The following is a 19,997-nucleotide window of genomic DNA, read 5'->3' as shown; positions in this document are numbered from 1 at the left end:
TCACCGAAAAACTGAAAACTGAAAACTGAGAACTGAAAACTGAAAATTTTAAATTCGGGAGTGGTGTGCGGAGTGCTGGGGATTTGCGAGGGCTCTGGGGACGCTCGCACCGCACTCGGAGAGTGCGGACCACTTCGCGGTGGGTGGGCGGGGATAAATCTGCGGCGCGGCGTTATGCAGGCGCTCATCGCTTGGGGCTGCGTTTCGGAGGTCTGTGTGGATCCACCCTTCAGGCGGCTCAGATTCATCCTGAGTTTTGAGCTCGCACCTGCAGAAGCGTTTATGAGACGAATGAATTCGCTGCGCCGGGGAGCGGGCGCTGTCCGTTTTAGAACCGATAACCCAGTCTCACGGAGGCGAAGTGGGCCTCCAGGTTGTTGCGGAAGATCTGCGTCTGGTAGCTGAGCAGCAGGCTGAATTCGGGGGTGAACTGGAAGTTCACGCCGCCGCCCACCACCATGTAGTCCTGCCCCGGTGTCTGGTTGCCGCCGGCGGCGGTGAAGGGCGCATTGATCAGGCTCACGCTGGTGCCGTTGTTGTGCAGGTTCTGCCGCTCGTAGCTCAGGCGCAGCTGCGGCGTGATGTCCGCCCAGTCGGTGTGCAGTTTTTTGGAAAGTGCCCAGCCCACGCGCGTCACCAGGGACTGAAAGCTCTGCCGCGCGTAGCTCAGCGCGGCCAGCCCGCCGCCGGTTTCACTGTAGCTGTCCACGCTGCCGTAGAGGTAGTCGATCCCCGCAAACGGGCCGGTGACCAGCGTGTTGTTTTGAAAGCGGAAGTTCCAGCCCGTGTTGTACTGGATGGCGTGCGTGTAGGTCGTCGTGTTTCCATTGGCCGCGGGGAAGCCCGCGCCCGGATTGCGCGTGGTGTCCATGTCATACACGCCAAAGTTGTACAGGAGGCTGCCCCAGAAGCCCCTGCGCGCATAGGCCACGTAGGCGGAGAGCGCCGGCCCCTCCAGCTTCACGGTGCCCAGCCCGCCGGTGTAGCTCTGGTGGCTCTGCAAAAACGAGGCGGCAAAGCCCAGTGTGGTGTGGCGCGAGAGATGGCGCTCGATCCCCAGCCCGGAGGCCCAGGCGTCAATCTGCACGCCAGCCTGGTTGCTGATGGGGCTGAGCTGCACATTGCCGTAATTCACCGTGGCAAACACCTGCCACTGCCGCGTGCGCGGAATGCGCCGCGCCACAGGGCTTTCCGGCCCGTCCCCCTGCCCCATCACGACGCCGTAGTCCAGCGCGGCGGAGATGCTGCCATCGTCCTCGTCCTCTTCACCGCCGCCGCTGCGCAGGTTGAAGAGGTGGTTGTTGACGTCTCCTGTCACGGTCTGCGTGGCGCCCAGCAGCGCCTGGCCTTCCGCATTCGCCATGGGCAGCCCGGTGCTGCTGGCGGAGGTCTGGGCGGCCAGCGTGGCGGCGTCCATGATGCTGTAGTTGCCGGTGCTGGTGTCGAAATAACCGGCCAGCCCGGCGCCCAGCCCCAGCGCCTTGTCGTCCACGGCCAGGGCGCCGGCAATGACGCTGCCGGAGGTGAGTTTGACGACGTTCCACACGTCCCCTTTGGCGAAGCCGCTCATGTGCTGCGGATTTCCCAGAATGATCGTGCCGCCGTGCGTGGCATCCAGCACGCCGCTGACAGCGAGCGTGTCCGACGCGCCGCTGGTGGCCGTGTTGTCTCCCAGGCCCGCGCCGGTGAAGAGATCGATGGCGATGGCGCCCGTGGAACCCATGATCAGGCTGCCCACGCCGCTGGTGGTGACAGACATCGTGGATGCGTTCAGCGGGCTGGCTTCTCCCACCTGCAGGATGCCCTGCACGCGCATGGACAGGTCCTGCGTGATCGTGACCGCGGCATCTCCTGCAAAGGTGGCGCCGGAGGCGATGGAGACGTCCCCCAGGCGGCCGGCGGTGCCGTGCACCAGCAGCGTGCCCGCATTCACCGTGGTGCTGCCAGTGTAGCCGTTCTTGCTAAAGGTCATCGTGGTGGTGGCGGGGCCGTTTTGGCTTACATTCACATTGCGGGAAACGCCCGTCGTGAAGGTCAGGTCATCCGTCTGGTTGAAGTTCACCGTAGCCGTGCCGTTTCCGGCGATGAGGCTGGTCACATTAAACGTGCCCGCCTTCCCGGGCGTGGTGGCGCTGCCGATGTTCACGATGCCGACGGACCCGGCGTCTGCGGCCAGCGTGAGCGTGGAACCCGTGATGGTGCCGCCTTCCAGCACATTGATCACGCCGGTGCCGGCCGCGCCGACCTGCGTGGTGCTGCCCAGCACCACCGTGCCGCTGCCGCTGACATTGATGGCGCCGTAAGAGTCGGCAGACTGCCCCAGGGTGGTAGTGTTGTTCACGGTCAGGGTGCCGCTGGTGACGTTCGCCGTGCCGGCGCCCAGTGCGCCCAGGACGAAAGTGTCCGTCGTCCAGCTGCCGCCGTTGGTGATGTTGACGGTGCCGTTCCCACCCGCTCTCGTGCCCAGGCCGCCGTCCGTAGTCATCACGCTGCCGCCGTTGATGTTGAGAGTGGCGGTGCCGCCCGTGCCCGCCACGCCCAGCGAGGACGCAGGTGTGATGATGGAGCCCGTGGCGGCCACTTCGAGCACGCCGCCCATCACCTCCGTATTGCCCGTGAAGCTGTTCGCGGCATTGAGGATCACGGTGCCCGTCCCGCCGATGACCAGCATGGTGGTGTTGTTATCCAGAACAGGCGTGTCCAGCGTGACTGCGCCGCTGCCGTAATTGTTGATCTGCACTGCATTGAGCCTCGTGCCGTCGGAGGTGAGGCCGGAGCCGGCGCCGCCGGTGATCTTGTACGTGTTTGCGCCGGCGCCGGTGCCGCCGAAGTTCCACACCGAGGAGCTCACCACCACGCCGGGATCCAGCGTCAGCACGCCGGAGGCGGCGCTGGTGTCCACCGTGATGCTCAGGGCGGACTGGGAGGCGGTGACGGCCAGGGTGGAGCTGCCGGCTGCGGCGCTGCCGCCGCTGTTGTTGTCAATGCGGTAGTGGCTGGTGCCCACGGCCCCCGTGGCGGGCAGCAGATCGCTCGTGGTCAGGCGCACCACCTGGTTTGCGCCATTCACGGTGGCCAGGCCAAAGCCACCCGCATCCGTCACGGTGAAGGCAGGGTTGATGGCGTCCCCCGCGGTGAGGGAGGGCAGCTCCAGCGTGCCGCTGCCCAGGGTGGCGGTGCCGGCATTGGCCCCGCCCGCGGCGGTGTTCAGATTCAGGGAGTTCAGCAGCTCAAAGGTGGGGGCGCTGCTGACCACCAGCGACTCATTCGCGCCCAGTACGATGCTGGCGCTGCCATAGCTGCCGATCTTCAGGCTCCCCAGCGACTGCGTGCCCGTGCCGCTGAGCAGGAGCCTGCCGCCGGTCATGGAGAGAGCGGAGCCGGAGGGGAGAATATCTGCGGAGACGCCGCCAAAAGCCAGCTCCAGGGTGCCATTGTCAATGACCGTGCCGGACTGGTAGGTGTTCGCCCGGGTGAGGCGCGTGGTGCCGCTGCCAAACTGGTTCACCACCGTGATGCCGCTGATGAGCTGGGAAGCAGTAAAGGTGTTAGTCTGGTTGAAGTTCACCGCGCCATTGTCGCCCAGGCTGTTATCGTACCCGTTGATCTCGCCGGCCAGCAGCGTGCCGCCGGTGGTCTGCAGCGTGGGGCTGCCGATGTTCACAACGCCGCGCCGGCCCTTACCCAGCGTGATGGTGCCGCTGCCCCCCGCCCCCACCGTGACGCTGCCCGTGCCGGAGACTGTAAGGATGCCCGTGTGGTTTGTCCCCATGATCATGTCAGCATCGCCGACCAGGCTTCCGCCGCTCACGATGATCTGGCTGGCACCCGTGCTTGGCCGCGTGGAGGTGCTGATGGTGCCGGTCGCATGCACGCTGCCGCCTACTACTTCCAGCGTACCGTAGCCATCCCGGCCGACGCCAAGGGTGCCATTCACCGTCCATGTGCCCCCGCTCACCACGGCCTTGCCGAGGCTTCCGAGGCTGTCGGCCAGCGTGACGTTGGTGGTGGTGAGGCTGCCGCCGCTGAGATTGAGCACGCCATTGCCGCTGCTGCCGAGAAAGAAAAGATCGTTCACCGTCCAGGTGCCGCCGCTGACATTGACGGTACCGCTGACGTTTGCGATCGACCCCACGCGGATGAGACCACTGGTCAGGGAGCCGCCGGAGATCTCCAGCAGGCCGCTGCCTGCGAACCCCACCGTGAGGGTCGTGGCAGTCCATGTACCGCCGGTGAGGCTGGCCCGGCCGCGCCCACCTGCGCTGCCTCCCAGGTACGTGGAGCCGCTGGTCAGGGTGCCTCCGGAGACATTCAGAATGCCCGCGCCTGCATTGCCCACATACAGGCTGCTGCTGTCGGTCCAGGTGCCTCCGCTCATGCTGACCATGCCAAACCCACCGTACTCCGCCAGATAGGTGGTGCCTGCCGTCAGGCTGCCCCCGCTGAGATAAAGCAGGCCCGTGGAAAACCTTCCTATCTCCAGAGCGCTCGTGTTCTGCCACACACCGCTGGTCATCGTGGCCGAGGCCACCCGGGCCGGGCCCTCCAGGATCCCGTTCGTGTCGCTGATGGTGCCGCCGCTGATGACCAGCCTGGCCGGACCACTCCAGAACCTGTCGCCCACCTGCAGGCTTTGCGCCCCCAGGGAGAGGCCGCCCGTGGCGCTGACCTCCAGCGTACCCTCGTAGATCTGGGTCGCGCCCGTGTTGGTGTTCAGGCCGGACAGAATCAGGGTGCCGCTCCCCCATTTCGTCACAGCCCCATCCCCGGTGAGCACGCCGCTGAGCGTGGCCGTGCCGGTATTGATGCTCAGCGTTACGGGATCATTCGGCGCGCTGGTGTCGTAGTTGGTCGCATCCACCTGGCCGTCGAGGAAACTGATCGTGGTCTGCGCCTGCGCCCCGCCCGCAACAACCAGCACCAGAAGCAGCGCCGCCCCGAGGAAGCGGAGGAGCAGGGAGGCGTGGCGGCGGTGGGAAGACGAGAAGTGTTTCATGAGGGAGTGAATGGGGAGCGCGTGGGGGGAAGAAAGACGTGGCGGCCGAAAACACCGGGAGATCGCCAGCCCGCCCACCTCAGCGCTCCAAAACCTCCTGGCAAGGTTTATTATCTTAGGGGACGTTTTTGCCCGCACTTTTCAAAGCTCCGAACATTCTCAGCTTTTCTTTTACTTGTTCTCGGACACAAGCCTAGCTAGAAAGGCGAGCTCAGCGAGCGCCCGCTGCCCCTGGCCGCGCCGCTGGCGATTATGGATGATGATGCGGAGACCGTGGGGATTAGTTTTGTTGTTCTCGGTTCTCGGTTCTCGGTTCTCGGTTCTCGGTTCTCTGTTCTCTGTTCTCTGTTCTCGGTTCTCTGTTCTCGGTTCTCGTTCTCGTTCTCGTTCTCGATCGTGGCGTGCCGCTGGCGCATGGGGCGTGGAGAGTCCGTGATGGGGAATGTGTGCGGAGTTCTGGGCGTGGTGATGCGCCGTGTTTGCGTGACCGAAAAACTGAGAACTGAGAACTGAGAACTGAGAACTGGGAACTGGGAACTGAAAATTGTAAATTGGGGGAGTGGTGTGCGGGGTGCTGGGGATTTGCGAGGGCTCTGGGGACGCTCGCACCGCACTCGGAGAGTGCGGACCACTTCGCGGTGGGTGGGCGGGGGCGTTTTGCTTTGCTTCACTTGTCACGCCATTCATCCCGCAGATCGCCTTTGCTGTAGAGCACGAGGATCGTGATGCCTGCGGCGGCAAAAACGCAGACCATGAGCACACCGTGGAGGTAGCTGGCCCAAAACTGCTGTGCGGTGAGTTCGATGGTGCGGCCGTGCTCCTCAACGAGGTAGCGGCCGCCGACGTGGTTGCCGCCGGGAAACGCGGAGGTGCCCAGCATGAAGGTGTGTGCGATAAAAGAAAAGAACGTCAGGCCGACCACGGCCATCATCGGGAGAGCGATGCGGCGGGCGCGCGGAGACATGTGATGAACCCGCTTCATGACAAAGCGCGGATGGGCGGGACGCCGACTCTGACGCCCTGCGGAAGAGGAGGCGACGGGTGGGGTGGCAGCAGCAGCAGTGGGAGGAAGCGCATGGTCAGGCCTGAGACGGCTGCTGCTCCTGCCGGGACTGACGCCGCCACAAGCGAAAGGCCGCGATGCAATAGACAAGAGCGATGATGCGGATCCCATCCACCTGCGCCATCACATAGACACCCGCCTGATAGCTCATGCCCCATCCCTCTCCTCCCAAAAGTTTGTCGAGCCTGGCGTAAGGTGAGGAGTCGCCGCACAGAAGGCCGTCTCTCATGGAGTGGCTGGATAAAAACCGGGGGTTCCCAAGAAGAAGCATCAGTACGGCGAGAACCATGCAGATGCCGTAGAGTCGCCACAGCGCGGTCTTCACCTCGGGTGCTTTTGCCCGCCACGCCGGCAGCCATCCGAACAACAAAGCGATCACCAGCGCCGCCGAGATGACCTGCACGGTTTTCACAATGAGGAGTTCGTTCATGATATGGTGTGGGGTGGGGTGGGATGGTTGCTCAGAGGGGCGGCGGCAGCGGCGCTTTTCAAAGACGTGCGCACATGCGGGACAGCAGGATGGCCGGCCGTTGTGGAATGATATGGAACCATTTTAATGAAAGCGCTGCTTTCGGATCAAGAGCTTTTCGGTTTTTGTTCTCGGTTCTCGGTTCTCGTCCTCGTCCTCGTCCTCGTCCTCGTTCTCGTTCTCGTCCTCGATCATGACGTGCCGCTGGCGCATGGGGCGTGGAGAGTCCGTGATGGGGAACGTGTGCGGAGCTCTGGGCGTGGTGATGTGACGTGTTTGCGTGACCGAAAAACTGAGAACTGAGAACTGAGAACTGAGAACTGAGAACTGAAAATTTTAAATTGGCGGAGTGGTGTGCGGAGTGCTGGGGAGCTGCGAGGGCTCTGGGACGCACGCACCGCACTCGGAGAGTGCGGACCACGCCGCGGTGGGTGGGCCGCCAAAGCCCAGCCTCCTGGAGTGGAATGAATAGGCTTTGAGCCTATGGTGGGTGGCGGTGAGGGGGCTGGGGGTCCCTTACGCAGGGGAATGGGGGAGTCTGTACCTCGGTAGGGTGCGTGGCGGGGCTTTACTTTGGGGCCGTGTGACCTAGTATCGTTTTCCCATATGATGAGATGCCGTTCCCACTCCGCCGCAGCCCGCTTGTTTGACTCCACCGGTTCGCGCTCCGTGCGGCCGTCCGCTCCGTGGATGCGGGCGCCTTTCGTGGCGATGGCCCTGGCGGCGGCGGCAGCGTTTGCGCTGACCGGGTGCCACCATGAAGACCACGCCCACCATGCGGAGGGAGAGGAGGAGGAAGAGCCGCAGCTCATCCTGACCAATCCGGTGCGGCGGGACACCGTCATCACACGGGACTACGTGTGCCAGATCCGCTCCTGCCGAAACATCGAGGTGCGCGCGCTGGAGCGCGGCTACCTGGAGACGGTGGCGGTGAACGAGGGGCAGATGGTGAAGGAGGGGCAGGAGATGTTCAAGATCCTGCCGCGGGTCTTCAATGCGTCCCTGAAAAAGGCCGAGGCGGAGGCGCAGGTGGCGAAGGTGGAGTATGAAAACACGGAGCGCCTGCTGAAGAGCAATGTGGTGTCTGACAAGGAGCTGACCATGGCGAAGGCGAAGTGGGACCAGAAGCTGGCCGAGGTGTCCCTGGCGCAGACGCACCTGGGCTTCACCGTGATCAAGGCGCCCTTCACCGGACTCATGGACCGCCTGCGCCTGCGAAACGGCAGCCTGGTGGACCAGGGAGACCTGCTGACAACGCTTTCCGACAACAGCGAGATGTGGATCTACTTCAACGTGCCGGAGGCGGACTACCTGGAGTACTCCAGCCGCGCCCCCACGGAGGAGAGCAAGCAGGTGAAGCTGGTGATGGCAAACGGGCAGATCTTTGACCAGGCCGGGCGCGTGAACGTCATCGAGGCGGAGTTTAACAACAAGACGGGCACCATCCCCTTCCGCGCGGACTTCCCCAATCCGAAGGGGCTGCTGCGCCACGGGGAGACGGGAAACATCCGCATGCAGGAGACGGTGAAGGGCGCGCTGCTGGTGCCGCAGAAGTCCACCTTTGAACTGGCGGAGCAGCACTACCTCTACGTGGTGGACAAGGACCACGTCATCCACCAGCGCAAGATCACGGTGGAGAAGGAGCTGGAGGACCTCTTCGTGGTGAGCGCGGGCCTGAAGGAGGACGAGACCTTCATCTTTGAAGGGATGCGCCAGGTGCATGACGGCGAGAAGGCCGAGGATTTTGTCACCGAGAAGCCGGAGGAAGCCTACGCCCACCTGAAGCTCAAGGCGGAGTAGCGCACCGCCGTCCAACCACCAGCCATGTTTTCGAAGATCCTCCAGAGGCCGGCTCTGGCCATCGTGATCTCGTTGCTCATCCTGTTTCTGGGCGGGCTCTCCATCTTCCGGCTGCCGATCTCGCAGTTCCCCAATGTGGCGCCGGTGGTGGTGATGGTGAACATCACCTACCCGGGCGCGAGCGCGAAGGTGCTGGAGGAGTCCGTGCTGGTGCTGCTGGACCAGGCGATCAACGGCGTGCAGGACATGAAGTACATGATGTCTGACGCCACCAGCGCGGGGGAGGCGACGATCCAGGTGGTGTTTCACCTGGGGACGGACCCGAACGACGCAACGGTGAACGTGCTGAACCGCGTGAACCAGGTGCGCAACCAGCTCCCGCCGCTGGTGCAGCGGGAGGGCATCATCGTGAACAACGTGAGCCCGAACATGCTCATGTACGTGAACTTGTACAGCAAGGACAAGGCGGCGGACATGCAGTTCCTCTTCAACTACGCCTTCGTGCAGCTGCAGCCGGAGCTGGCGCGCATCCGCGGCGTGGGGCAGGTGCGCATCCTGGGCACGCGCAACTACGCCATGCGCATCTGGCTGCGGCCGGACCGCATGCGCGCCTACAATGTGTCCACGGATGATGTGATGAAGGCGCTGGAGGAGCAGAGCGTCATCGGTACGCCGGGGCGGCTGGGCCGGGCGGATGCGCAGCGCTCCCAGGCGCTGGAGTACGTGCTCACCTACAAGGGGCGGTACAACACCAAGGAGGAGTATGAAAAGGTCATCCTGCGCGCGACGGAAAGCGGCGAGATCCTGCGGCTGCGGGACGTGGCGCGCGTGGAGCTGGGCAGCGAATTTTACGACTTGTACTCGGACCTGGACGGAAACCCCTCCGCCGCCATCGTCATCAAGCAGAGCTACAACAGCAACGCGCACGAGGTGATCAAGCGCATCAAGGACCGGCTGGAGGAGACGCGGCGCAAGAGCTTCCCCGCCGGCATGGACTACGAGATCAGCTATGACGTGTCCAAGTTCCTGGACGCCTCCATCGAAAAGGTGCTGCACACGCTGCTGGAGGCCTTCATTCTGGTGTCGCTGGTGGTGTTTGTGTTCCTGGGGGACTGGCGCAGCACGCTCATCCCCACGCTGGCGGTGCCGGTGTCCCTGGTGGGGGCGTTTTTCCTGATGCAGATATGCGGTGTGAGCATCAATCTCATCACCCTCTTTGCCCTGGTGCTGGCCATCGGCATCGTGGTGGATGACCCCATCGTGGTCGTGGAGGCGGTGCACGCCAAGATGCACGGCACCGCCTACACGCCGTACGAGGCGGTGCAGAAGGTGATGGTGGAGATCGCCGGCGCGGTGATCGCCATCACGCTGGTGATGACGGCGGTGTTTGTGCCGGTGACGTTCATGTCCGGCCCGGTGGGCGTGTTTTACCGGGAGTTCTCCATCACGATGGCCTCGGCCATCATTCTTTCCGGCATCATGGCGCTGACGCTGACGCCGGTGCTGTGCGCCATGATCCTGCGACGCCCGGAGGTGCAGCATCAGCACAAGCACAAGCACCGCGGGCCGGTGGAGTGGCTGCTGGAGCAGTTTAACCGCGGCTTTGAAAAAGTGACCGCTGTGTATGTGGGGATGCTGAAAAAAATCGTCCATCGGAAGAGCGTGACGCTGGGCATCCTGACGCTGGCGGGCACGGCCATCTATGTGGTGAACCAGTCCCTCTCCCCGGGCTTCATCCCGTCCGAGGACCAGGGCATGATCTACGCCATTTTGCAGACGCCGCCGGGCAGCACGCTGGAGCGCACCTTTGCGAAGTCGCTGGAGCTGGAGAAGATCGCCAAGAAGATCGAAGGCATCCAGTCCATCTCATCGCTGGCAGGTTATGAAGTGCTCACGGAGGGCCGCGGCTCAAACGCAGGCACCTGTTTGATCAATTTGAAAAACTGGTCTGAGCGGAAGATGAACTCGCGGCAGATCATCGCGGAGCTGGAGAAGCGCTGCCATGTGATCGCCGGTGTGAAGCTGGAGTTTTACGAGCCGCCGGCGGTGCCCGGCTACGGCGCGGCGGGCGGCTTTTCCCTGCGGCTGCTGGACAAGACGAGCAGCGGCGACTACGACCGCCTGCAGGAGGTGAACAACGACTTCATGGAGGCGCTGAAAAAGCGCAGGGAGCTGCACGGCCTCTTCACCTTCTTCAGCGCCAACTACCCGCAGCTCGACATCGAGATCGACAACCAGATGGCCATGCAGAAGGGCGTCTCCATCAAGACGGCGATGGAGAGCCTGGCCATCCTGGTGGCCAGCACGTATGAGCAGGGCTTCATCAAGTTTGGCCGCTTCTGGAAGCTCTATGTGCAGGCAGACCCCCACTACCGCGAGATGCCGCGGGACCTGCAGGACCTCTACGTGGGCAATAACAAGGGCGAGATGGTCCCCTTCTCCGAGTTTGTGGTGCTCAAGCAGACGCAGGGCCTCAATGAGATCACCCGCTACAATGCCTACCCGGCGCCCTCCATCCAGGGCGCGCCGGCGGCAGGCTACAGCAGCGGAGACGCCATCAAGGCCATCCAGGAGGTGGCGGAAAAGACGCTGCCGCGCGGCTATGACATCGGCTGGGCCGGCCTGGCCTTTGACGAAGTGGCGCGCGGAAACGAGTCCGTTTACATCTTCATCGTGGTGCTGATGTTTGTGTACCTGGTGCTGGTGGGCCAGTATGAGAGCTTTCTGCTGCCGCTGGCCGTCATCCTCTCGCTGCCCATCGGCGTGATGGGCTCGTTTGTGATGCTGCGCACCTTTGGGCTGGACAATGACATCTTTGCCCAGGTGGGGCTCATCATGCTGGTGGGCCTGCTGGGGAAAAACGCCATCCTCATTGTGGAGTTCGCCACGCAGAAGCATCAGCAGGGCCTCTCCATTCTGGAGGCCGCCATCGAGGGCGCGCGCGTGCGCTTCCGCCCCATTTTGATGACGTCCTTCGCCTTCATCGCCGGCATGGTCCCCCTGCTCCGCGCCTCCGGCGCCGGCGCCATCGCGAACAAGACCATCGGCGCCTCCGCCGCCGGCGGCATGCTGCTGGGCACCCTGGTGGGCCTGCTCGTCATCCCCGGCCTCTACTACCTCTTCGCCACCCTCTCCGACCGTAGAAAGCTCCTGCCCGACGAACGCAACATGCCGCTGAGCGAGTCCAAAGACCAGGGCGGCACCGGCAAAAGCGAAGCGGTGGAGTTGTGAGTGGGGTGGGGGGAGTTGCTGTTCTCGGTTCTTGGTTCTTGGTTCGCGGTTCGCGGTTCGCGGTTCGCGGTTCGCGGTTCGCGGTTCGCGGTTCGCGGTTCGCGGTTCGCGGTTCTCGGTTCGCGGTTCGCGGTTCGCGGTTCGCGGTTCGCGGTTCGCGGTTCGCGGTTCTCGGTTCGCGGTTCGCGGTTCTCGGTTCGCGGTTCGCGGTTCTCGGTTCGCGGTTCTCGGTTCTCGGTTCGCGGTTCTCGGTTCTCGGTTCTCGGTTCTCGGTTCGCTGTTCTCGGTTCTCGGTTCGCGGTTCGCGGTTCGCGGTTCGCTGTTCGCGGTTCGCGGTTCGCGGTTCGCTGTTCGCGGTTCGCTGTTCGCTGTTCGCTGTTCGCGGTTCGCGGTTCGCTGTTCGCTGTTCTCGGTTCGCGGTTCGCGGTTCGCGGTTCGCTGTTCTCGGTTCTCGGTTCTCGGTTCTGATATTACGTGGTGTGATGTGGTGTGGTGTGTTCTTCGCGCGGTCGCGTTTTGAAAAGCGGGCCTGCGCCTCTCACGCGGCCTGAAGGGCCGCCGGACCCAGCCCAGGGCGCCGTCGCGCAGCGACAAGCCCTGGGTTTCGCCACCGCCAGTCCACCGTGGGTGCAGTGCGCGCCCTGAAGGGGCGCGGGAGGACGCTCTTTTCTGCCAGCAGGTGGACCTGCCCAAGGTGGGTGCGTGTGTGCGATGCAGCGCTGAGAGGTGCAGCCCGACAACAGGCAGACGTGGGAGTGAAGCCGCCTCTCCCGCGCTCCTTCAGAGCGCGGCCTTTGGGGGGAAGTCGTGTTCTGGGAGGAGTCCCAGGGCTTGCCGCTGCGCGGCTGCTCCCTGGGCTGACTCCTGCGGCCCTTCAGGCCGCGTGGCCCGCGAAGGCCGGCAGGTAAAATGACCACAGAAGGTTTGTTGAGGGGGAACTCGCGCCGTCAGAGGGGCGTGCTGCGCGAGCGGTTGAGGTTGAAAACGGGCGCTGGGGATCACTGAAAACTGCGAAGTGAAAACTGAAAATTGGAAGAGGGGCCCCCTGCGGCGAAGCTGGCGGAGTGAGACGAGCGGAGGCGTGGCCGAAGCGGAGCGGCACGCCGGAGCCGGTGACACACCGGCGCTCCCAGCCACCAGGCGTGTGCCTTGGGCCCTTGAGCGTCGTGGAGCCTTTGCTGGGAGCGCCGATGTTTCATCCGCTCTGGGCGAACGTCTCGTGACTGACGATGGCCTCACGCGATGACGGAGCGGCACGCCGGAGCTGGTGACACATCGGCGCTCCCGCGTGTGCCTCACCTTCGCGCTGGGCATGCGCCAGCACGGTGAGTTCGAGTCCGAGAACGAGGAGGACGAGAACGAGGAGGAGGAGGAGGACAAACAGAAACCCTCACTCGTCCTCAGCTTGTGCGTGATCCTTTTGAAACTTCTCCACGAGGCGCTGGGCGGCGGTGATTTGCTCTGACGTGAGGGTCTTTTTCAGAGCGGTGGCGGAGTCGAGGGCGCCGGGCTCTTTCTGCGCGGCGGCGAGGAGGTACCAGGAGAGCGCGGCCACGGGGTCTTTCGCCACGCCGGTGCCGTCGCGGCAGGCGTCTCCGAGGAGGTTCTGGGCGTAGGCGTCGTCCTGCTCCGCGGCTTTGCGGTACCACTCCACGGCGGCGGCGGGATCTTTGGCCATGCCGGTGCCGTCCATGCAGCAGTCGCCGAGGCGGGCCTGGGCAAAGCCGCAGCCCTGCGCGGCGGATTTGAGAAACCACTGCACGGCCTGGGGGATGTCTTCACGCACCAGCTCGCCGCTGTAGAGCGCCTCGCCGATCTCAAACTGCGCCTGCGCGTGGCCCTGGGCGGCGGCTTTGCGAAACCACTGGAGGCCGCGCTGCACGTCCTTCGTCATGCCGGTGCCCTGGAAGCAGTATTTGCCCAGGGTGAACTGAGAGCTGGCCAGGCCCTGCTCCGCGGCGAGGCTGATCCAGCGGGCGCTTTCGCGGAGGTTCCTGGCCACGCCATCGCCCCGGGCATGGCATTCGCCGAGGGACTGCTGGGCGATGGGGAGGCCGTGCTCCGCGGCTTTGCGCAGCCACTGCACCGCGGTGGCCTCGTCCGCCGCCACGCCCTGCCCCAGACGGTAGCACACGGCGAGCTGGAACTCGCCTTCCGCACTGCCCTGTGCGGCGGCCTTGCGGTACCACCCGGCGCCCTGCACCTCGTCCTTTGTGACGCCGGAGCCATTGAAGTACTGGTGGCCCAGGGCGAGCTGCGAGAGCGCGTGGCCCTGCCTGGCTGCTCTAAGATACCATGGGATGGCATCCGCCGGACTGGCGGGGATGCCCCTGCCATCCCGCAGGGCATTGGCGAGTTCGTACTGCGCCATGAGGTGGCCACGGGCGGCGGCCAGGCGCAGCCAGCGGGCGGACTCCGCGCCGTCCCTGCTGAAGTAGCGGCCCATGGAGTACTGGGCGGGGGTGTAGTCCTGCTCGGCGGCTTTGCGGGTCCAGCGCGCGGCCTCCGCGGGGTCTTTGGGCACGCTGCGCCCGTTTTGGTGGAGGAGGCCGAACTCATACTGCGCCAGGGCCAGGTTTTGCTCCGCGGCCTGGCGCAGCCAGTCCACGCCTGCGGCCGGGTCCGCAGGCCTGCCCCGGGCCTGGAGGCAGCACTTGCCCACGCGATACTGCGCGTGGGCGTGGCCCTGCCGGGCGGCTTTGAGATTCCACTCGTAGAATTCCACATCTTCCAGCGCGTAGATCTGCCCCAGGAGGTACTGGGCGTGGGCATCTCCCTTCTCCGCGGCGCTGCGCAGCCGCTTTTCAGCGGCCAGGGGGTCGGCGGTGTGGTGGGGGCTCTGCGGGCAGGTGGGGTCGGAGGCGGCGAGCACGGCGGCCTGGCGTGACCAGCGCGCGGCGGCGACGGGGTCTTTGTCCACACCAGTGCCCTCCTCGTAGAGCCGCGCCAGGGTGTGGAGCGCGGTGGCACTGCCATGCTCAGCGGCAAAGCGCAGCCAGAAGGTGGCGGTGGAGGCGTCTTTTTCCACGCCCTCTCCCTGCAGGTAGCAGAGGCCGAGGGCGCAACTGGCCGCGATGTGGCCGTGGTCTGCGGCGCGGCGGAAATAGGCGGCGGCTGCGGCGGGGTCCTTCGCCATCTCGGTCCCCTGCTGGCAGGCGAGGCCGAGCTGATACTGAGCGTTTTCGCGGCCCCGTCCATCGGAGCCGGGGAGATCTGCGGCGGTGTGAAGCCACTCGTAGGCGCGGGAGACGTTTTTGGTCACGCCCTGGCCGAGCAGGTAGCGCATGGCGAGGTGGTACTGGGCGCTGGAGTAGCGCTGGTCTGCGGCCTTGCCAAACCACTCGATCGCGGCGGATTCGTCGGTCTCGATGCCGTGGCCCCGCCAGCGGGCGGCGCCCATCAGGTACTGGGCATAGGCCTGGCCCTGCTGTGCGGCACGGTTGAACCAGCGCACGGCTTCTTCAGGATCGACGGGGGCGCCCTCGCCTTTCCAGTAGCACAGGCCGAGGCGGTACTGGGCGTAGGAGTAGCCCTGCTCTGCGGCGGCGCGAAACCAGCGCAGGCCCTCCGCAGCATCTGCGGGCATGCCGATACCGTCCGTGCAGCAGATGGCGAGGCGGTTTTGCGCATACACATCGCTCTGCGCGGCGGCTTTGCGCAGCCACCCGATGGCTTTGGCGGGGTCTTTGGCCACGCCTGTGCCATCGAGGTAGCAGTGGCCGAGAAGGCTCTGGCCGGCGGCGAAGCCCTGATCTGCGGCGGCCTGATACCAGCGGGCGGCGGCGGGGAGATCTTTCTCCATGCCCTGGCCGCGGTAGCAGAGCTGCCCCATGGCGACCTGGGCGCGGGGCTCGCGCATGTCTGCCGCACGGCGGTACCACTGGAGGGCGAGCGCGAGGTCCTGCTTCACACCCTCACCGCTGGCGTAGGCTGCGCCCAGGCCGTACATGCCGAGGGCGGAGCCCTGATCTACGGAGCGGTGGATCCACTTCAGGGCTTCCTCCGGGTTTTTGGGCATGTGGCGGCCTTCCTGATAGGCGATGCCAAAGCGGGCCTGCGCCCTGGCAAAGCCCTGCTCGGCCGCTTTGCGCAGCCACTCGACAGCGACCGCGCCGTTTCTCTTCACGCCATCGCCGGTGAAGTAGGCAGTGGCTGCGGCATCCTGCGCCGCGGCGTGGCCCTGATTTCCGGCTTTGCGGTACCACTGCACAGCAGCGGCGGGGTCTCTGGGCAGTCCCCTGCCCGCATGGCAGCGCTGCCCCAGGGCAAACTGCGCCGCGGCATCCCCCTTCTCCGCCAAAGCCTGGACCTCAGCGAGCGGAGTGTCATCGCTGATGACCGACGCCGGCGCGGCTGGTGGTGGTTGTGGAGATGGAAGCGAAGGTGAAAGCGGCGGCACTGGCTCAAGAGGCTGCTGCTTCTGCTGCGGCAGTGACGGCGGCGGCGGGACAGGCCCGGCGGCCACGGACAGAGCCAGGAGACCCGTGATGAACAGGGTGAGAGCAAGAACCTGCGGTGCCTGGGTCGTGGTCATAGAGCCGTGGTGAGGGAGCGAAGCATGGATGGCGTGTGGTGTCACGCGGGGAGTTGGCGTGTTGTTCTCGGCTCTCAGTTCTCGGTTCTCAGTTCGTCCTCGTCCTCCTACTCGTACTCGTCCTCGATCCTAGCGCGCCGCAAACACCTGCAGCGTGGAGGGGCGGACGACTTTGTTCCCGGTTCTCGGTTCTCAGTTCTCGGTTCTCAGTTCGTCCTCGTCCTCCTACTCGTACTCGTCCTCGATCCTAGCGCGCCGCAAACACCTGCAGCGTGGAGGGGCGGACGACTTTGTTCCCGGTTCTCGGATCTCGGTTCTCGGTTCTCGGCTCTCGGCTCTCGGCTCTCGGCTCTCGGTTCTCGGCTCTCGGCTCTCGGCTCTCGGCTCTCGGTTCGCGGCTCTCGGCTCGTCCTCGTCCTCGTCCTCGTCCTCGTCCTCGATCATGGCGCTTCGCAGACATGAATGGCGCTCGATTCAGAGAGAGCCTGCCCGTTTCATCTCTCCAGAGAGAAGGTAGAAAGATTTGGGGTGGAAACATTTTCCCAGAGTTCTGACTCTGAAATTTTTCTACCCCTAATCTTTCTACCTCTTTTCCTTGGTCGGGCGGGCGGAGAGGGGCTCGCAGTTCATCGATACGCACGGTTTTGATGGGTAACTTGGGAGTCTGGGAACGCTCGCGCCGCACTCGGAGAGTGCGGACCACTTCGCGAGGATTTGCTCGCACGCGCTTCGTGCTTGCGGAGCGTATGAATCGAGGACGAGTAGGAGAACGAGGACGAGGACGAGGACGATCCGGCCCGCGTTCGCCATTCGCCATTCGCCATTCGCCATTCGCCATTCGCCATTCGCCATTCGCCACTCGCCACTCGCCACTCGCCACTCGCCACTCGCCACTCGCCACTCGCCACTCGCCACTCGCCACTCGCCACTCGCCACTCGCCACTCGCCACTCGCCACTCGCCACTCGCCACTCGCCACTCGCCACTCGCCACTCGCCCCGCGCATCCAGCATCCAGCATCCAGCATCCAGCATCCAGCATCCAGCATCCAGCATCTAACATCTAGCAATGCCCCGCATCATCATGCACATGGACATGGACGCCTTCTTCGCCTCGGTGGAGCAGCGGGACAACCCGGCGTACCGGGGGAAGCCCGTCATCGTGGGTTCGCCGCCGGACCAGCGGGGCGTGGTGTGTGCGGCGAGTTATGAGGCGCGGAAGTTCAAGGTGCGCTCGGCCATGCCCTCCCGCACCGCCGGGCGGCTGTGCCCGCAGGGGATCTTTGTGCGGCCGCGCATGGAGGTGTATCGCGCGGAGTCGAAGCGGATCATGGGCATTCTGGGGGAGCTGACGCCGCTGATCGAGCAGGTCTCCGTGGATGAGGCCTACCTGGATGTGAGCGCGCTGGTGGACGATTCTCTCGAAGTGGACGCCGCGCTGGAGGCGGCGCGGCCGCTGGGCGCGCAGATCAAACGGCGCATCCGCGAGGAGTGCGGGCTGACGGCGAGCGTGGGCATCAGCACCAACAAATTCCTGGCGAAGCTGGCGAGCGATTTCCAAAAGCCGGACGGGCTGACGGTGATCCTGGACCGCGACAAGCTGGCCTTTCTGCGGCCGCTGCCGGTGAGCGCCATCCATGGCGTGGGCCCGGTGACGGCCCAGGGCCTGGAGGCGCTGGGGCTGCGCACCATCGGCGATCTGCAAACGACGCAGCAGCCGCTGGAGGGCGTGGTGGGCTCCTTTGCCGCCAGGCTGCGGGAGCGGGCGCTGGGGAATGACGACCGCCCGGTGGACCTCAGCGACGAGCGCAAGAGCATCAGCGCGGAGAACACTTTTCTTAACGACACCGACGAGCGGCCCAAGCTGCGCGCCGCGCTGAAGGAGATGGCGCTGGATGTGGCGCAAACGCTGGCACGCCACGACCTGGGCGCGCTGACGGTGCAGGTGAAGGTGCGCTACAGCGACTTCACCACGCTGACCCGGCAGATCCGCGTGGAGGAGCCCGTGACCACGGAGCGTGAGATCTACCGCCTGGCCTGCCACCTTCTGGCCCGCCACCGCCTGGTGACGGGCCCGCTGCGCCTCATCGGCATCGGCGTTTCCACTCTCATGGCGCCGGAGGAACGTCGTCAGTTGCGCCTGGAGATTTAGGTTTTTGTTCCCGGTTCTCTGTTCTCTGTTCTCGGTTCTCTGTTCGCGGTTTCGTCCTCGTCCTCGTCCTCGTCTTCGTCCTCGATCATGGCGCGCCGCAACGTCCGCAGCGCCGAGTGACGGGAGCATTTTCGCGCAGGGTGAGCGATGCGCGCGACAGCGTCCTGGAGTGCTCCAGCCCTCTGGAGCTTTGCGCGGGCCACGAGACGCCCGAAAGCGGCGGAGGACCGCCGCACTCCAAGACGCTGCCGCGTGGCCGGGCCCCCAAGGCGAGGCGCATGCATGGTGGCTCTCGTTCTGTCCGGCCCTCGCCCTCGTCCTCGTCCTCGATCCTAGCGCGCCGCAAACACGTGCAGCGTGGAGGAGCCGTTCCTCGTTCCCAGCTCTCGTTTTGAATCTTCCGCGGCCTTCTTACGGGGGCCTTCGCAGACCACGCGGCCTGAAGGGCCGCAGGAGTCAGCCCAGGGCGCAGCCGCGCAGCGGCAAGCCCTAGGACCGCTCCAACAACACAGCCTCCTATCCAAAGGGTGCGCTCTGAAGGAGCGCGGGAGAGGCCACTTCCATCCCGCGCCTGCCTCTTGCCGCTCTGGATCTCGGAGCGCTGCCAAACGCGACCGGACTCGTCTTGAAAAGTCACCCCTTGGGCAGGTTCATCTGCTGGCAGGAAAGAACGTGTTCCCGCCCCCCCTTCAGGGCGCGCCCTGCACCGACGGCGGACGGGGTGACGAAACCCAGGGCTTGTCGCTGCGCGACTGCTCCCTGGGCTGAGTCCAGCGGCCCTTCAGGCCGGGCGAGACAGGCAGACCCGTTTTCACGGTTCTGGCAGCAGTTCTCGATTCTCGGTTCGCTCTTCTCGGTTCTCGGTTCTCGGTTCGCGGTTCGCTGTTCTCGGTCCGTTGTTCTCTGTTCGCGGTTCGGTGTTCGGTTCGTGCGGAGGAATGCGCGTGATTGGCGGGGGATGTGCGTATTTGTGAGAGACAGGAGGGCCGGGGGCGGTTTATTCACTTGTCCTGGCCTGCGGTTATCGATTCATTCCTTCTGAAGTCTCACCCCTCACCACCACGCTTTCTTTTATGAAGACACACTCTTTCCTGCTCATGCCGCTGCTGGGGCTGCTGGCCGCCTCCTGCACGGGAGATTTGTACCAGCGCACGGTGCCGGCGGTGACCACGGCCACCTCCGCACGGGTGGCCTCGCCGGCGTATGGGTCTCCGGGTTATGTGGCCAGCCAGCACCCGTATGGGCCGCCGCCTTCGCACAGTGTTTTCTACCCCTACAGCGCGTCCCACCCGGGCGGCATGGGCTACTATGACCGCGTGACCTCGCCGATCGGCTCCTTTGAATACATCTACCACGATCTGGAGGCGCCGCACCCGGCCCCGGGCACGCCGCTGAAGGAGAAAACCGTGCGTTACACCTCCCACTACCCGCACACCTGGGGCTCTCCGGTGTGGGTGACCACCTACAAACCCCTGCCCGTGCTGCGCATGCGCTCCGGGAGCGGCAGCGGCAGCGGTTCCTCCACCACGCCATCAAGCTCAGGGCAGCCGCTCGGGCCCGGCTCGGAATGACCAGGCGCGTTTGAAAACGCCTCCATGGAGCGCGGGCCTCCGAGCTGACCTTTACCCACAAAGTTGAAGATAAAAATTGTACCCCCGCTGTGAGGGGTATCTTCGGGCGGGTGTCCACATCCTCCACTCGCACGCTGCCCGGTCTCTCCAATGCCGTCCAAACCAACGCCCGGTGGGCGGCAG

8 protein-coding genes are annotated in these 19,997 nt (G+C 64.9%); 4 read left to right on the top strand and 4 right to left on the bottom strand.

Features of this window, described 5'->3' with window-relative positions; all coding sequences use genetic code 11:
• Positions 1–328 precede the first annotated feature (328 nt).
• The 3 genes from ACILSQ_RS15105 to ACILSQ_RS15095 all read right to left on the bottom strand — a co-directional run bounded on the left by ACILSQ_RS15105 (position 329) and on the right by ACILSQ_RS15095 (position 6,489).
• Entirely contained in the window at positions 329–4,996 is a 4,668-nt protein-coding gene (locus ACILSQ_RS15105) for an autotransporter domain-containing protein (protein ID WP_395744482.1), read from the bottom strand.
• Positions 4,997–5,663: 667 nt separating this feature from the next.
• Entirely contained in the window at positions 5,664–5,960 is a 297-nt protein-coding gene (locus ACILSQ_RS15100; RefSeq protein ID WP_395744481.1) for a hypothetical protein, read from the bottom strand.
• 115 nt (positions 5,961–6,075) lie between these two features.
• The gene (locus tag ACILSQ_RS15095) at positions 6,076–6,489 is read right to left on the bottom strand and encodes a hypothetical protein (protein ID WP_395744480.1); all 414 of its coding nucleotides are present in this window, start codon (positions 6,487–6,489) and stop codon (positions 6,076–6,078) included.
• 648 nt (positions 6,490–7,137) lie between these two features.
• On the opposite strand from ACILSQ_RS15095, the gene ACILSQ_RS15090 reads away from it, so the two are divergent.
• Together ACILSQ_RS15090 and ACILSQ_RS15085 are read left to right on the top strand one after the other, a co-directional pair.
• Positions 7,138–8,328: an efflux RND transporter periplasmic adaptor subunit gene (locus ACILSQ_RS15090; RefSeq protein ID WP_395744479.1), complete on the top strand. Its 1,191-nt coding sequence runs from the start codon at positions 7,138–7,140 to the stop codon at positions 8,326–8,328.
• Between the two features lie 24 nt (positions 8,329–8,352).
• Positions 8,353–11,559: an efflux RND transporter permease subunit gene (locus ACILSQ_RS15085; RefSeq protein WP_395744478.1), complete on the top strand. Its 3,207-nt coding sequence runs from the start codon at positions 8,353–8,355 to the stop codon at positions 11,557–11,559.
• A 1,390-nt stretch (positions 11,560–12,949) separates the two neighbouring features.
• Here the strand turns inward: ACILSQ_RS15085 and ACILSQ_RS15080 are convergent.
• A complete protein-coding gene (locus ACILSQ_RS15080) occupies positions 12,950–16,093 on the bottom strand; it encodes a hypothetical protein (RefSeq protein ID WP_395744477.1) in 3,144 nt (1,047 codons plus the stop codon).
• A 1,067-nt stretch (positions 16,094–17,160) separates the two neighbouring features.
• Here ACILSQ_RS15080 and dinB point away from each other — a divergent pair.
• Positions 17,161–18,243, top strand: coding sequence for a DNA polymerase IV (gene dinB / locus ACILSQ_RS15075; protein WP_395744476.1), 1,083 nt, complete (start codon positions 17,161–17,163; stop codon positions 18,241–18,243).
• Between the two features lie 1,073 nt (positions 18,244–19,316).
• Complete coding sequence (locus tag ACILSQ_RS15070) at positions 19,317–19,814, top strand: hypothetical protein (RefSeq protein WP_395744475.1); 498 nt, start codon at positions 19,317–19,319, stop codon at positions 19,812–19,814.
• Positions 19,815–19,997: the final 183 nt, after the last annotated feature.

The sequence above is a fragment of the Prosthecobacter sp. genome (assembly GCF_044227185.1).
Lineage (GTDB): Bacteria > Verrucomicrobiota > Verrucomicrobiia > Verrucomicrobiales > Verrucomicrobiaceae > Prosthecobacter.
Note: the sequence above shows the minus strand (reverse complement) of the source record. Positions and strands in the feature narration are given on the sequence as shown.